The sequence below is a fragment of the Pseudomonas fakonensis genome, from assembly GCF_019139895.1.
Classification (GTDB): Bacteria; Pseudomonadota; Gammaproteobacteria; order Pseudomonadales; family Pseudomonadaceae; genus Aquipseudomonas; species Aquipseudomonas fakonensis.
Window position 1 is genome coordinate 4,570,055 of the sequence record NZ_CP077076.1, and the last position, 14,391, is coordinate 4,584,445.

General features: G+C 63.5%; 15 protein-coding genes. 7 read left to right on the top strand and 8 right to left on the bottom strand.

Annotated elements, in window-relative coordinates; genetic code table 11:
- Window positions 1–56: 56 nt before the first annotated feature.
- On the bottom strand, window positions 57–992 hold the full coding sequence (locus KSS94_RS20060) for an aspartyl/asparaginyl beta-hydroxylase domain-containing protein (RefSeq protein WP_217839813.1): 936 nt from the start codon (window positions 990–992) through the stop codon (window positions 57–59).
- A gap of 264 nt (window positions 993–1,256) precedes the next feature.
- Window positions 1,257–2,231, bottom strand: coding sequence for a cysteine synthase A (gene cysK / locus KSS94_RS20065; protein WP_217839814.1), 975 nt, complete (start codon window positions 2,229–2,231; stop codon window positions 1,257–1,259).
- A gap of 134 nt (window positions 2,232–2,365) precedes the next feature.
- Between cysK and KSS94_RS20070 the strand changes: the two genes are divergently transcribed.
- The 3 genes from KSS94_RS20070 (at window position 2,366) to KSS94_RS20080 (ending at window position 5,670) form a co-directional block, all read left to right on the top strand.
- The gene (locus KSS94_RS20070; RefSeq protein ID WP_217839815.1) at window positions 2,366–3,439 is read left to right on the top strand and encodes a DUF748 domain-containing protein; all 1,074 of its coding nucleotides are present in this window, start codon (window positions 2,366–2,368) and stop codon (window positions 3,437–3,439) included.
- Window positions 3,440–3,632: 193 nt separating this feature from the next.
- Window positions 3,633–4,478 (top strand): AAA family ATPase, encoded by an 846-nt coding sequence (locus KSS94_RS20075; protein ID WP_217839816.1) that lies wholly within the window; start codon window positions 3,633–3,635, stop codon window positions 4,476–4,478.
- 13 nt (window positions 4,479–4,491) lie between these two features.
- Entirely contained in the window at window positions 4,492–5,670 is a 1,179-nt protein-coding gene (locus KSS94_RS20080) for a vWA domain-containing protein (RefSeq protein ID WP_217839817.1), read from the top strand.
- 92 nt (window positions 5,671–5,762) lie between these two features.
- Here the strand turns inward: KSS94_RS20080 and KSS94_RS27645 are convergent, their stop codons facing one another.
- From KSS94_RS27645 to KSS94_RS20100, 4 genes are all read right to left on the bottom strand, one after another.
- Complete coding sequence (locus KSS94_RS27645; RefSeq protein ID WP_437179979.1) at window positions 5,763–6,527, bottom strand: RHS repeat-associated core domain-containing protein; 765 nt, start codon at window positions 6,525–6,527, stop codon at window positions 5,763–5,765.
- A gap of 83 nt (window positions 6,528–6,610) precedes the next feature.
- Window positions 6,611–7,132 (bottom strand): DUF2937 family protein, encoded by a 522-nt coding sequence (locus tag KSS94_RS20090; RefSeq protein ID WP_217839818.1) that lies wholly within the window; start codon window positions 7,130–7,132, stop codon window positions 6,611–6,613.
- A gap of 9 nt (window positions 7,133–7,141) precedes the next feature.
- Window positions 7,142–7,915, bottom strand: coding sequence for a class II glutamine amidotransferase (locus KSS94_RS20095; RefSeq protein ID WP_217839819.1), 774 nt, complete (start codon window positions 7,913–7,915; stop codon window positions 7,142–7,144).
- Between the two features lie 15 nt (window positions 7,916–7,930).
- The gene (locus KSS94_RS20100) at window positions 7,931–8,440 is read right to left on the bottom strand and encodes an MFS transporter (protein WP_217839820.1); all 510 of its coding nucleotides are present in this window, start codon (window positions 8,438–8,440) and stop codon (window positions 7,931–7,933) included.
- Between the two features lie 211 nt (window positions 8,441–8,651).
- Between KSS94_RS20100 and KSS94_RS20105 the strand changes: the two genes are divergently transcribed.
- Window positions 8,652–10,688, top strand: a complete 2,037-nt coding sequence (locus tag KSS94_RS20105) for a S9 family peptidase (RefSeq protein ID WP_217839821.1) — start codon at window positions 8,652–8,654, stop codon at window positions 10,686–10,688.
- A gap of 185 nt (window positions 10,689–10,873) precedes the next feature.
- Window positions 10,874–11,338, top strand: a complete 465-nt coding sequence (locus KSS94_RS20110; protein WP_217839822.1) for a cyclic nucleotide-binding domain-containing protein — start codon at window positions 10,874–10,876, stop codon at window positions 11,336–11,338.
- A 141-nt stretch (window positions 11,339–11,479) separates the two neighbouring features.
- Here KSS94_RS20110 and KSS94_RS20115 read toward each other — a convergent pair whose 3' ends face one another.
- Window positions 11,480–11,758: a hypothetical protein gene (locus KSS94_RS20115; protein ID WP_217839823.1), complete on the bottom strand. Its 279-nt coding sequence runs from the start codon at window positions 11,756–11,758 to the stop codon at window positions 11,480–11,482.
- Window positions 11,759–11,892: 134 nt separating this feature from the next.
- Between KSS94_RS20115 and KSS94_RS20120 the strand changes: the two genes are divergently transcribed.
- Both KSS94_RS20120 and KSS94_RS20125 read left to right on the top strand, forming a co-directional pair.
- Window positions 11,893–12,258 (top strand): YajD family HNH nuclease, encoded by a 366-nt coding sequence (locus tag KSS94_RS20120; protein ID WP_217839824.1) that lies wholly within the window; start codon window positions 11,893–11,895, stop codon window positions 12,256–12,258.
- Between the two features lie 63 nt (window positions 12,259–12,321).
- Window positions 12,322–12,792, top strand: a complete 471-nt coding sequence (locus KSS94_RS20125; protein ID WP_167059483.1) for an RNA methyltransferase — start codon at window positions 12,322–12,324, stop codon at window positions 12,790–12,792.
- A 108-nt stretch (window positions 12,793–12,900) separates the two neighbouring features.
- Here KSS94_RS20125 and KSS94_RS20130 read toward each other — a convergent pair whose 3' ends face one another.
- Window positions 12,901–14,391, bottom strand: coding sequence for an aldehyde dehydrogenase (locus KSS94_RS20130; RefSeq protein ID WP_217839825.1), 1,491 nt, complete (start codon window positions 14,389–14,391; stop codon window positions 12,901–12,903).

Here is a 14,391-nt window from a genome sequence, read left to right on the forward strand (position 1 = left end):
CTCCCCCTGTAGGAGCCGGCTTGCCGGCGATGAGGCCGGGACAGGCTAAAACCCGATCAGAACAACCAACGGTACAACAGGTAAGCCACCACTACCGCCAGCACCGGCCGCAGCACGCGGTAGGCCTTGGGGTTGGCGCGCTTGAAGGTCTTGACCCGCGCACTGATGACATTGCTGAAGCGCTTGCTCCAGGCATAGGCCTGGTTGATCCCGCCCACACGCTCGTCGTCGGTGTTCTGCGGCGCGGTGGCGCGGCCGAGGAAGGCACTGACCTTACGGTTGATGCGGGTCATCAGCGGGCTGTTGAGCGGGCGCTCGACGTCACAGAACAGGATCACCCGGGTAACGTCGGTCTCGTTCTTCACCCAGTGCACATAAGTTTCGTCGAACATCACGTCCTCACCGTCGCGCCAGGCGTAGGGCTGGCCGTCGACGTAGATGCGGCAGGCATCGGAGTTCGGCGTGGTCAGGCCCAGGTGGTAGCGCAACGAGCCGGCGAACGGGTCGCGGTGCGGGTTCAGGTGGCTGCCGCCGGGCAGCAGGGCGAACATCGCGCCCTTGACGTTGGGGATGCTGCTGACCAGCTCGACGGTCTTGGGGCACAGCGCCTCGGCTGAGGGCAACGGTTTGTCGTACCACTTCAGGTAGAAGCGCTTCCAGCCCTTCTTGAAGAACGAGCCGAAGCCTGCGTCGTTGTCTTTTTCGGCGGCGCGAATGTAACCCTCGTCGAACAGCCGCATGGCCTCCTCGCGGATGGTTTGCCAGTTATCCTTGAGCACGTCCAGCTCGGGGAAGCGCTGGCGGTCGAGGTAGGGCTTGGACGGCACGCCCGAGAACAGGTACATCAGCGCGTTGTACGGGGCAAACAGCGCCGAATGGTTGACGAACTGGCGCAGCACCGGCAGGCGCGCCTTGCCGCGCAGGTGCACGAACAGCACGCTGGCGATGAACACCAGCAGCACACCGGCCTTGGCGACGAAGGAAAAGGTCATGCAACACTCCTTGGAGGGGAAATCAGGCCATCCCCGGATAGCCGGACATGATAAACCCATCCGCCCCCGGGACAAACCACCGGGGGCGCAAGGCTTTAGTCACAGATTGTGCAATAAACGGCAGGAAGGGATATTGCGCCGGATCAGCGGTGCGCTGCCCTCTGTAGGAGCCGGCGTGCCGGCGATGAGGCCAGCACAGGCAATAAATGACCGTGGATGGCACCGGCTGCGCCGGTGATCGCCGGCAAGCCGGCCCCTACAGGGTTACTGCTGGGTTTCCTGTTCGCTGAACAGGTCGCTGAACAGCATGCTCGACAGGTAACGCTCGCCGGAGTCCGGCAAGATCACCACGATGGTCTTGCCCTGCATCTCCGGCTTCTCGGCCAGGCGCACCGCCACCGCCATGGCCGCGCCGCAGGAAATACCACACAGAATCCCCTCCTCCTGCATCAGGCGGATGGCCATGGCCTTGGCTTCTTCATCGGTCACCGTCTCGGCCTTGTCGACGATCGACAGGTCGAGGTTTTTCGGCACGAACCCTGGGGCGAGGCCCTGGATCTTGTGCGGGCTGGGCGTGAGCTCTTGACCGGCCAGGGTCTGGCTGATCAGCGGCGAGCTTGCCGGCTCCACCGCCACCGACAGGATCGACTTGCCCTGGGTGTGCTTGATGTAGCGCGACACGCCGGTAATGGTGCCGCCGGTGCCCACGCCGGCCACCAGCACGTCCACCGCACCGTCGGTGTCATTCCAGATTTCCGGGCCGGTGGTCTTTTCGTGAATGGCCGGGTTGGCCGGGTTTTCGAACTGGCCCGGCAGGAAGTACTGGGCAGGGTCCGAGGCGACGATCTCATTGGCCTTCTCGATGGCGCCCTTCATGCCCTTGGCAGGCTCGGTCAGCACCAGCTCGGCGCCCAGGGCCTTGAGCACCTTGCGCCGCTCCAGGCTCATCGAAGCCGGCATGGTCAACATCAGCTTGTAGCCACGGGCGGCGGCAACAAAGGCCAGGCCAATGCCGGTGTTGCCCGAGGTGGGCTCGACGATGGTCATGCCCGGCTTGAGCTTGCCGCTGCTTTCGGCGTCCCAGACCATGTTCGCGCCGATCCGGCATTTGACCGAGTAGCCCGGGTTGCGCCCTTCGATCTTGGCCAGGATGGTCACCCCGCGCGGGGCGATGCGGTTGATCTGTACCAGCGGTGTGTTGCCGATGGAGTGGGCGTTGTCTGCGTAGATACGGCTCATGGCAGGGTCCTTGGGGGGTCGAGAGATGCAATTGAATACGAAAGGTTAAGCCTGCGGCACAGGTGCGTAAAGCCCGTTCGAACTCGCCGCGTTCGCCTGCGGTCAACCGCTCACCCCGCGCGGAGAAACCACCGATGAAAGCCCGCTACCGCTGGCCGCTGATCACCCTGGGCAGCCTGCTGGTGCTGCTGGTGGCGTTGCACCTTGCACTGCCGTACCTGGTACGCGACTACCTGAACGACAAGCTCGCCAGCATGGGCGACTACCGCGGCCAGGTGGCCGACGTGGACCTGGCCTGGTGGCGCGGGGCCTACAAGATCAACGGTCTGAAAATCGTCAAGGTGACCGGCAAGGTGCCGGTGCCGCTGCTGGACGCGCCGCTGATCGACCTGTCGGTGAGCTGGCATTCGCTGTGGTACGACCATGCGGTGGTGGCCAAGGTCACCTTCGCGCAGCCACAGCTCAACTTCGTCGACGGCGGTAACCAGCAGGACTCCCAGACCGGCCAGGGTACCGACTGGCGCCAGCAACTGGAAAAGCTGGTACCCATCACCCTTGATGAAGTGCGCATCGAGCAAGGCACCCTGTCCTTTCGCAACTTCACCTCGCAACCGCCGGTCAATCTCAAGGCCACCCAGCTGGACGCCAGCATCCGCAACCTGACCAATGTGCGCGACCCGAAGGGCCGGCGCGACGCCAGTTTCGACGCCACCGCCGTGCTGCTGGGCGATGCCCGGGTCGAGAGCAGCGCCACCTTTGACCCGTTCAGCGACTTCGACGATTTCCAGTTCCGCCTGCGCGCCACCGGCATCGAGCTGCGCCGGCTCAACGATTTTGCCAGCGCCTACGGCAAGTTCGACTTCAATGCCGGGCATGGTGACGTGGTGATCGAGGCCGATGCCGTGAACGGCCGGCTGAACGGCTATATCAAGCCGCTGCTGCGGGATGTCGACGTGTTCAACTGGCAGCAGGACGTGGAGAACCGCAACAAGGGCATCCTGCGCTCGGTGTGGGAGGCGCTGGTAGGGGCCAGCGAAACCGTGCTGAAGAACCAGCGCAAGAACCAGTTCGCTACCCGTGTGGAGCTCAGCGGCAGTGTGCACCAGCAAGATATCAGCGCCTTCGAGGCGTTCCTGCAGATCCTGCGCAACGGGTTCATTCAGGCGTTCAATGCACGCTACGAGCAGCCACCACCGCAATCCGACTGAGGCGCAAGTGACGGACCATTCAGGGACTGAATACCCAGTCTGCGTTTTCAGGGCGCGAGAGCTGGGGTTATAGTCGCTGGCAAATCAGTGAACAGCTATGGCCCTATCGCCGGCAAGCCAGCTCCTAACAGGGGTTGCACGCTCCTATAGGAGCCGGCTTGCCGGCGATAGGGCCCTCCCGGAGGATCGCTTCATGAAGTTCGAAGGCACCCGCGACTACGTCGCCACAGACGACCTGAAACTGGCGGTGAACGCGGCCATCACCCTGGAACGCCCGCTGCTGGTCAAGGGCGAGCCGGGCACCGGCAAGACCATGCTCGCCGAACAGCTGGCGGCTTCCTTCGGCGCACGCCTGATCACCTGGCACATCAAGTCCACCACCAAGGCCCACCAGGGCCTTTACGAGTACGACGCGGTCAGCCGCCTGCGCGACTCGCAGCTGGGCGTGGACAAGGTCCATGACGTACGCAACTACCTGAAGAAGGGCAAGCTGTGGGAGGCCTTCGAGGCCGATGAGCGGGTGATCCTGCTGATCGATGAAATCGACAAGGCCGACATCGAGTTCCCCAACGACCTGTTGCAGGAACTCGACAAGATGGAGTTCTACGTTTACGAAATCGACGAGACCATCAAGGCCAGGCAGCGCCCAATCATCATCATCACCTCCAACAACGAAAAGGAGCTGCCCGACGCCTTCCTGCGCCGCTGCTTCTTCCACTACATCGCCTTCCCCGACCGCAACACCCTGCAGCAGATCGTCGATGTGCATTACCCCAACATCAGCCAGTCGCTGGTCAGCGAGGCGCTGGACGTGTTCTTTGACGTGCGCAAGGTGCCGGGCCTGAAGAAAAAGCCCTCCACCTCCGAGCTGGTGGACTGGCTGAAACTGCTGATGGCCGACAACATCGGCGAGGCGGTGCTGCGCGAACGCGACCCGACCAAGGCCATCCCGCCACTGGCCGGCGCCCTGGTGAAGAACGAACAGGACGTGCAGTTGCTCGAGCGCCTGGCCTTCATGAGCCGGCGCGGCAACCGCTAACAGGAGCCGGGCCATGCTGCTCAACCTGTTCAATGAAATGCGCGCAGCCAAGGTGCCAGTATCGGTACGCGAGCTGCTCGACCTGCACCACGCCCTGCAAAAGCGCGTGGTGTTTGCCGACATGGACGAGTTCTACTACCTCGCCCGGGCCATCCTGGTGAAGGACGAACGCCACTTCGACAAGTTCGACCGGGCCTTTGCCGCCTACTTCAAGGGCCTTGAGAACCTCGACCGGCATATCGAGGCGCTGATCCCCGACGAATGGCTGCGCAAGGAGTTCGAGCGTTCGCTGAGCGACGAAGAACGCGCGCAGATCCAGTCCCTGGGCGGCCTGGACAAACTCATCGAAGAGTTCAAGAAGCGCCTCGAAGAGCAAAAGGAACGCCACGCCGGCGGCAACAAGTGGATCGGCACCGGCGGCACCAGCCCGTTCGGCTCCGGCGGTTTCAACCCCGAGGGCATCCGCGTGGGCGAGGCCGGCAAGCGCCAGGGCAAGGCGGTCAAGGTGTGGGACCAGCGCGAGTACAAGAACCTCGACGACCAGGTCGAACTGGGCACGCGCAACATCAAGCTGGCCCTGCGCCGGCTGCGCAAGTTCGCCCGCGAAGGCGCCGCCGAAGAGCTGGACATCGACGGCACCATCGACCACACCGCCCGTGACGCAGGCTTGCTGAACATCCAGATGCGCCCCGAGCGGCGCAATACGGTGAAGCTGCTGTTGCTGTTCGACATCGGCGGTTCAATGGATGCCCACGTGAAGGTGTGCGAAGAGCTGTTCTCGGCCTGCAAGACCGAGTTCAAGCATTTGGAGTACTACTACTTCCACAATTTCATCTACGAGTCGGTGTGGAAAAACAACCTGCGCCGCACTTCGGAGCGCTTCTCCACCTTCGACTTGCTGCACAAGTACGGCGATGACTACAAGGTGGTGTTCGTCGGCGACGCGGCCATGGCGCCCTACGAGATCACCCAGCCGGGTGGCAGCGTCGAGCACTGGAACGAAGAAGCGGGTTATGTGTGGATGCAGCGCTTCATGGAGAAATTCAAAAAGATCATCTGGATCAACCCGTACCCCAGGCAGACCTGGGACTACACCGCCTCCACCCACCTGGTGCGCGAGTTGATCGAGGACCGGATGTTCCCGCTGACCTTGCAGGGGCTGGAGGACGGGATGAGGTATTTGTCCAAGTAGTTGTGAAGTCAATGAACGCTCAGCCCATGGAAGGGTGGCGGTCGAGGCGTATGTTTCCTTGATTCATGGGAGGCGAACGCATGAAGGTCGCCTCACTCGCGAATGAATGACACGCTACGCTCGATCTGGCCATACATCGGGTCACCTGGATGCTGCCTTCCCCCCTGCATTAAATAGTCCCGTCGCCCACTTGCGATTTCTTGGAACAACGTGATTCCACGCCGCCTAGAATTAACAGCAGCTATGTCCGGTGCTCTGCCGAGCTGTTCATCACTGGCTATTTTCCGGCTGTAGCTATGGACAGTATCCTCAAGAAAGCGTGCATCCGCTGTTAGCAAGCCTACTGGAGAACTGGCATCTCCCTCAGGCCTTATAGATGCCAACGCATTTTCAGTCGCATCCATGAATAGCCCCCGGCGCATGGATGCTGAGCTTTCGGCTATATAAGTTCTCACTTGCTCATTAGGGACCCGCTGAATAGACGGCAACGGATCGGGCCCATGAACCTCGCGACTCATTTGCTGTCTTGGCATTGGTAGGGGCCGGTAGGGTACCTGCACCCGCCTTCCAAAACGCCCGCTGGGATCGACGTGATTAAGCGGATCGCCAAGGCAGTAGACGTAACAATTGATCCCCCCGGCATCAAAGGGGCTTAACTGATCAGGGCTTTGAAACCGCATCAGTATCGGGCTATATGCTCGATGGCCAAGACCCAGCAGATAGCACCCGCTAATCGGATCACGAAGCTGCCCGGTATAGCCTAGTAATACAGGCTCATTTATGACTGCTGCATATCCGTAGGCTGAGTACGAGCGAACATGCGGTTTTTTCCGAGTGCTTGAAGAGGTATCCACCACATTCGTACCTGGCAGCTGTTCAAGCTACCAGCCTAGAAGCCCGAACGTTGCCGATCTACTGACAAAAATGCCAGGTGATGGGTTTAGCGCCAGCTCTCTTTGACAGCCTTGCGCCGCCCACCCAGCACCACCCAGCCAATCACCAGCAACAGGCTTTCGACCACGAACGCCAACACAAAGCCCGCACCCACGCCCCAACCAATCGCCTCAGGCACCAGCAGCACCTGGTAGCTGTAGCCCTTGAGCGTCTCCTCGCGCAGCGCCGGCTCCGGCTGCACCAGCACATGCCAGGTGCGGCTAACCCACGAGCCCTGCAGCGCCTGCCACTCGTGCTCCAGCAACTGGTTGCGGATCAGCAGGCTGTCGATGCTGTTGGCATCACTGTTGAACACCGGGTCGTCGCTGCTGCGGTAATGCCGCACCAGCGCCTGCAGGTCGCCGTTGAAGAAGCGCTGGGCGGTCTGCTTGAAGCCATCGAGCGCCTGGCGCGATTCGAGCAAATGCGCCTCGACCCGCTGGCTGTAGTCATTGACCAGCCCGGGCACCTGAATACCGGCCAACAGGCCGAAGGTGAACAACAGCAACCGCAGGTAACTTCTGAACATTCAGCGTCCTTAGCTATCGCCGTGGGCGACGCACTCGCCATGGCGCCACAGCGCCCATTGGCCGGGCTCGTAGCGGTTCCAGGTCTCGTTCTCGGTGAGGGCCTCGGTGGCGATCACCGTGACCACATCATTGGGGGTGGTTTGCGTGTGAAAGTCGACGATCAGGTCGACATCCTTCAGCCTCGCCGCACCGAACGGCGCGCGGCGGGTGATGTGCACCAGCTTGGTCGAGCAGAAGCAGAACAACCAGTCGCCGTCGCTGAGCAGGCAGTTGAACACGCCCTTGCCGCGATACTCGGCGCAGGCCTCGACCAGTACCGGCAGCAACTGCTCCACGTCCACAGGCTCGGGGAAGGCTTCACGAATGCGGTTGAGCAAGTCGCAGAACGCCGCTTCACTGTCGGTGTCGCCAATCGGCCGGTAGAAGGTACGCAGGCCGCTGAACTCGCCCAGCTGGCCGTTGTGCGCAAAGCACCAGTTACGGCCCCACAGCTCGCGCACGAACGGGTGGGTGTTGGACAGGCAAACCTTGCCGACGTTGGCCTGGCGAATATGCCCGATGACCACTTCGCTCTTGATCGGGTAGCGCTGCACAAGGTTGGCCACCTCCGACTCGCTGCTCGCGGCCGGGTCCTGGAACAGGCGCAGGCCGCGCCCTTCGTAGAAACCGATGCCCCAGCCGTCGCGGTGCGGACCGGTGCGGCCACCACGCTGCATCAAGCCGGTGAAGCTGAAGACGATGTCGGTGGGGACGTTGGCACTCATGCCCAGCAGTTCGCACATGTTTGCGGCTCCTGGTTACAGACGGGGTTCGACCCGGCCCTGGCCGGGACCGCTGCGGCGTACCGGCTCGGCAGCGGGCTCTTCACGGTAGCGGTCCTGGCGCGCGGCGGCCACCGGGGCTTCGACCATCACTTCGTCGTCTTCCTGGGCCTGGCGCTTGGCGGCGGCTTCACGTTGCATGCGACGCTCGCGGGCGCGTTTTTCCAGCGGCCAGCGAATCAGCACGAAGACGATGTACAGGGCGAAGGCGAACATGCCGTACATGGCAAGGTCGGAGGCAGCGCGCCAGGCGTTGTTGCCCACCTTGAAAGCAACATCCAGCGCGGTGATGGCGATGGCCGGGGCGAAGCTTTCCTTGACCGGGTCGACGATGGTCGGGCTGAGCAGCAGCACGGCGACGATCACCCGCAGCGGCTCGCGCAGCCAGCGCCACATCCAGCCAGTGAACTTGAAGGCCACCAGCAGGCAACCCAGGGCGGCGACGGCGTAGAGGCCCCAGGCCAACAGATAGTCGTGTTCGGTCATGGTGTTCGTGCAAGCCAGGCAAAGAGGTGCCTATGATAAACACTTTTACTGGCGCAGGCGCCCCCTATACCCGTTCAGGACCGCGCCGGCCCCATTCGCGGGCAAGCCCGCTCCCACAGGATTGCACAGGGCTCGATAGCACTGAGCCCCTGTAGGAGCGGGCTTGCCCGCGATGAGGCCGGCACAGGCTACCCCAATCATGAGACAGCGAATGCCCATCAAGCCCCCCCTCGCCCACCAGGCCTCCGGCAACGACCCCTACGCCTGGCTGCAACAACGCGACACCCCCGAAGTGCTGACCTACCTGGAACAGGAAAACGCATACCAGCAAGCCTGCCTGGCCGACCAGGCGCCCTTGCGCGAACAGTTGTTCGAAGAGATCAAGGGCCGCATCCTCGAAACCGACCTGTCACTGCCCTCACCCTGGGGCCCGTACCTCTACTACACCCGCACCACCGCCGGCGACGAATACCCGCGTCACTACCGCTGCCCGCGCCCGGCCGACGACAGCAACAGCGTCGACCAAAGCCGCGAAGAGCTGCTGCTCGACCCGAACGCCCTGGCCAACGGCGGCTTCCTGTCGCTGGGCGCGTTCAACATAAGCCCCGACCACCGCCTGCTGGCCTACAGCCTCGACACCAGCGGCGACGAGGTCTACACCCTGTACGTAAAAGATTTGGCCAGCGGCGCCCTGACCACCCTGCCCTTCGACGACTGTGACGGCAGCATGACCTGGGCCAACGACAACCAGACGTTGTTCTTCGCCGAGCTGGACGACACTCATCGCCCCTGGCGCCTGCGCCGCCATACCCTCGGCGAAAGCGGCGCCAACACCGTGTTCGAAGAGCCCGACGGGCGCTTCTTCCTGCACTGCTACCGCGCAAGCTCCGAACGCCAACTGGTGCTGCTGCTCAACAGCAAGACCACCAGCGAAGCCTGGGTGCTCGATGCCGCCACCCCGCAGGCTGCCTTTACCTGCCTGGCGCCACGGGTCGAAGGCCATGAGTACTTCCCCGACCACGGCCAGCTCGACGGCCAGTGGCGCTGGTTCATCCGCAGCAACCAGCAAGGTATCAACTTCGCCCTGTACCACGCCCCCGCCGATGCGGTACCGGCCCGCGACGACTGGCAAGAGCTGGTGGCGCACCGCGACGATGTGATGCTCGAAGGCCTGAGCCTGAATGCCTCGGCACTGACCCTGAGCCTGCGCGAAGGTGGCCTGCCGATCATCGAGGTACGCCCCGAGGGCCTGGCGCCCTATCGGGTCGAGCTGCCCGACGCCGCCTACAGCCTGTACGTGCAGGACAGCCTGGAGTTTGCCAGCACGCGTATCCGCCTGCGCTACGAAGCGCTCAACCGCCCGGCCCAGGTGCGCCAGCTGGCACTGGCCACGGGCGCGCAGCTGGTGCTCAAGCAAACGCCGGTGCTTGGTGCCTTCGATGCCGATGACTATGTCAGCGAGCGCCTGTGGGCACAGGCCAAGGACGGCACCCGGGTGCCGATCAGCCTGGTGCGCCGCCGTAGCGACCTGGGCAAACGCGTACCGCTCTACCTGTACGGCTACGGCGCCTACGGCGAAAGCCTCGACCCGTGGTTCTCCCACGCCCGCCTGAGCCTGCTGGAGCGCGGCGTGGCCTTTGCCATCGCCCATGTGCGCGGCGGCGGCGAGCTGGGCGAAGCCTGGTACCGGGCCGGCAAGCAGGAGCACAAGCACAACAGCTTCGATGACTTCATCGCCTGCGCCGAGCATTTGATCGAAAGCGGCGTCACCGACAGCGCACACCTGGCCATCAGCGGCGGCAGCGCCGGCGGCCTGCTGATGGGCGCGGTACTCAACCTGCGCCCCGAACTGTTCCGTTGCGCCATTGCCGAAGTACCGTTCGTCGATGTGCTCAACACCATGCTCGACCCCGAACTGCCGCTGACCGTCACCGAGTACGACGAATGGGGCAACCCCGAAGAGCCCGAGGTGTACGCGCGAATCAAGGCCTACGCCCCGTACGAAAACGTCAAGGCCCAGCCCTACCCGGCCATGCTGGTGATCGCCGGCTACAACGACAGCCGCGTGCAGTACTGGGAAGCGGCCAAGTGGGTGGCGCGCCTGCGCACCCTGAAGACCGACAACCACCCGCTGCTGCTCAAGACCGAGATGGGCGCCGGCCACGGCGGCATGAGCGGGCGCTACCAGGGGCTGCGCGACGTGGCGCTGGAGTATGCGTTCGTCTTCAATGAGCTGGGCGTTGTGTAAAACGGGTTTTTCGTTGTCATAGAGTTCGGTCACCCGATCTGAGGTGACGCAGTCCCAGTGGGAGCGGGCTTGCCCGCGAATGCGACAGAGCAGGCAACCAGGTTGCTCCTGCTGACGTATTCGCGGGCAAGCCCGCTCCTACAGAGGCCCGCAGCGCTTTCCAGACATTCGAAGAAGAACAACCCATGCCCGAAGAACTGCACCTGCACGCCGAAATCCGCGACATGCTCATGGACTGTGGCCTGTTCGACACCCTCCAGCCCGGCGACTTTCTCACCGCCGCCGGCTATTTCAGCCTGAGCACCATCGACGACGGCCAGACCATCTTCAACGAAGGCGATGCCGGTACCTTCATGTGCATCCTGCACCACGGCGTGGTGTCGGTGCGCAAGACCGACGGCCATGGCGCGCAAGGCGAAGTCGCCACCCTGCGCAGCGGCCGGGCCTTCGGTGAAATGGCCGTGCTCGACGGCGAGCGGCGCTCGGCTACGTGCGTGGCGGCCAGCCAGTGCCAGTTGCTGACCTTGGGCAAGGACTCGCTGGACAAGATGCTCAACGAAGCACCGCGCATCGCCGCGCGGATCATCCGCGCGCTGGCGGTGACGCTGTCGAAGCGTTTGCGCATGCAGGACGGCCAGCGCCTGGCCTAGGGCCTGACGGTAACGTGATCCCTGTGGGAGCGGCCTTGTGTCGCGATGGGCTGCGCAGCAGCCCCTGCAGTGTTACAGGACTCAATCATCTGGGGCTGCTGCGCAGCCCATCGCGACACAAGGCCGCTCCCACAGAGGACATCATTCATCCTGTGATGGAGGCTCGCGCGGCTCCTGCTGCAACCCCGGCAATGGCTGATCCTTCGGCGGCCCGGGCACGGGCATCGGTGGCAACAGCGGCGCCCCTGGCTGGCCGGCGCCAGCCTTGGGCGGCGTACTGGGGGTGATCTGCGGGTAAGGCGTGGGCGTCGGCGTACCCGGGGCGCCGGGCGCGGGGGTGAGCGGCCGGGCCTGCTGGCCAGCGGCCTGGGCCATGGGCGCAGCCGCCAGCAACAGCGCAGCGAGGATTGCAGGCAACATCGGCAGCCTCCTGTCGGGAACCTGGTTACAGGCTATGCCGACTCCAGCGTTTTCGCCTGTCCGTCCACGCCACTGGCGCGCTAGACTCAAGGGCATAACCGTCATTCAAGCCTGATAATCAAAAAGGTAACACCATGAGCTCCCCCTCCGCCGCCACCGCCCGCCTCGACCGCATCCTCGCCGACGCCAAGCGCGACAAGGAAATGGGCTACCGCGACAAGGCGCTGAAAATGTACCCCCACGTGTGCGGCCGCTGCGCCCGCGAGTTCTCCGGCAAGCGCCTGTCGGAGCTGACCGTGCACCACCGTGACCACAACCACGACAACAACCCCCAGGACGGCTCCAACTGGGAGCTGCTGTGCCTGTACTGCCACGACAACGAACACTCGCGCTACACCGACCAGCAATACTTCGGCGAAGGCTCGCTGAGCACGCCCAAGACCAACATCGCCACCCACAATCCGTTCGCCGGGCTGGGCGCGCTGCTGAAGAAGGACTGACGGTCGCCCCCGGGGTCGGCAAGCCCGTATAATCGCGCTCTTTTTTGCGAAGGGCCCCGACTCGTGGCGAACAAACGGTACAGCTGCATCGGCCTGTTCAACCCCAAATCTGCCGAGAACGTAGGCTCGGTGATGCGGGCGGCGGGCTGCTATGGGGTCAATTCGGTGTTCTACACCGGCAAGCGCTACGAGCGTGCCCGTGACTTCGTCACCGACACCAAGCGCGTGCACTACGACATCCCGCTGATCGGCATCGACGATTTGCAGCGCATCATCCCGCTGGGTTGCACGCCGGTGGCGGTAGAGCTGGTGGACGGCGCACGGCCGCTGCCGGAATACACCCACCCGGACCGGGCGATCTATATCTTCGGGCCAGAGGATGGCTCGCTGAGCGAAGAGGTGCGGGGCTGGTGCGAAGAGACCATCTACATCCCGACCCAGGGCTGCATGAACCTGGCCGCGACGGTGAATGTGGTGCTGTATGACCGCATGGCCAAGGGGCTCAATACCCGCTCGGGGCCCAAGTTCAAGTAGCAGATCGGTACTTGACCCCTTGCCGGCGATGAGGCCGGCCCAGGCAGCGTGGTTGCCTGGCCGGACGCCATCGCCGGCAAGCCGGCTCCTACAGGGAATCAGTCCGGATTACGAAGCGTTGATCCAGATGGTCTTCAGCTCGGTGTACTGGTCGTGGGCCCAGATCGACTTGTCGCGCCCACCGAAGCCAGACTCCTTATAGCCACCGAACGGCGTCGAGACATCCCCCTCGCCGAAGCAGTTGACGGTGACCACACCGGCGCGGATCTCACGCGACAAACGCAGCGCATTGCGCAGGCTGCCGGTGTAGGCCGAAGCCGCTAGGCCATAGACGGTGTCGTTGGCCAGCTCAATGGCCTCGTCGATGGTCTCGAAGGTGGTCACGCTCAGGATCGGCCCGAAGATCTCTTCGACGAACAGCTTGTTGTCGCGGGTAACGCCATCGACGATGGTCGGCTGCACGCGCAGGCCTTCTTCGGTCTGGCCGCCCTGCACCACGTTGAGCTTGTGCTCGGCGGCGTAGTCCAGGTACGACTTGACCTTCTCGAAGTGCGCCTTGCTGACCATCGCGCCCAGGCGGTTGTCCGGGTCCATCGGGTCGCCCAGTTTCCAGTCCTTGAGGTGCTTGGCCATCAGGCTCAGCAGCTCGTCCTTCACATCCTTGTGCACGATCAGGCGCGAGGACGCCGAGCAGTTCTCGCCCATGTTCCAGAACGCACCGGCGGTGACGAACTCGGCGACTTCGTTCAGGTCCTCGCAGTCGTTCATGACCACGGCCGGGTTCTTGCCACCCAGCTCCAGGACGATGCGCTTGAGGTTGGACTCGGCGGCGTATTTCAGGAACAGCCGGCCGGTGTCGGTGGAGCCGGTGAAGCTGACCATCGGGATGTCCATGTGGCGGCCGATGGCCTCGCCCACTTCACGGCCACCGCCAGGCACCAGGTTGAACACCCCAGGCGGAATGCCGGCCTGGTGCGCCAGCTCCACCACGCGCAGGGCGCTGAGGGTGGTTTCCTTGGCCGGCTTGACCACGATCGAGCAACCGGCGGCCAGCGACGGGGCGATCTTCCAGGCCAGCATCAGCAGCGGGAAGTTCCACGGCAGCACCAGGCCGACCACGCCGATGGCCTCACGCACCACCATGGTCACGGCGGCATTGCCGGTGGGGGCGGTGGCGTCGTAGATCTTGTCGATCAGCTCGGCGTGCCAGCGGATGGTGTGGATGGTTTCCGGCACGTCGACGTTCTGGCACTCGCTGACCGGCTTGCCGCTGTCAAGCGCTTCCAGCACTGCCAGCTCGTGGGCGTTGTCTTCGAGCAGTTGGGCGAACTTCTGCAGCACGTGCTTGCGGTCGTTCGGCTGCATCTTCGACCAGGTGCCTTCTTCGAACACGCGCTTGGCAGCAGCCACGGCAACGTTGACGTCGTTGACATCACAGGCGGCAACTTCAGCGAGCTTTTCGCCGGTCGCCGGGTTGGTGGTGACGAAGGTCTTGCCCGAAATGGCATCACGGAATTCACCGTCGATGAACGCCTTGGTGCGCAGTTGCAGCTCGGCGGCGATGGCCGCGTATTGTTCCTTGCTCAGCAAATCAGCCAT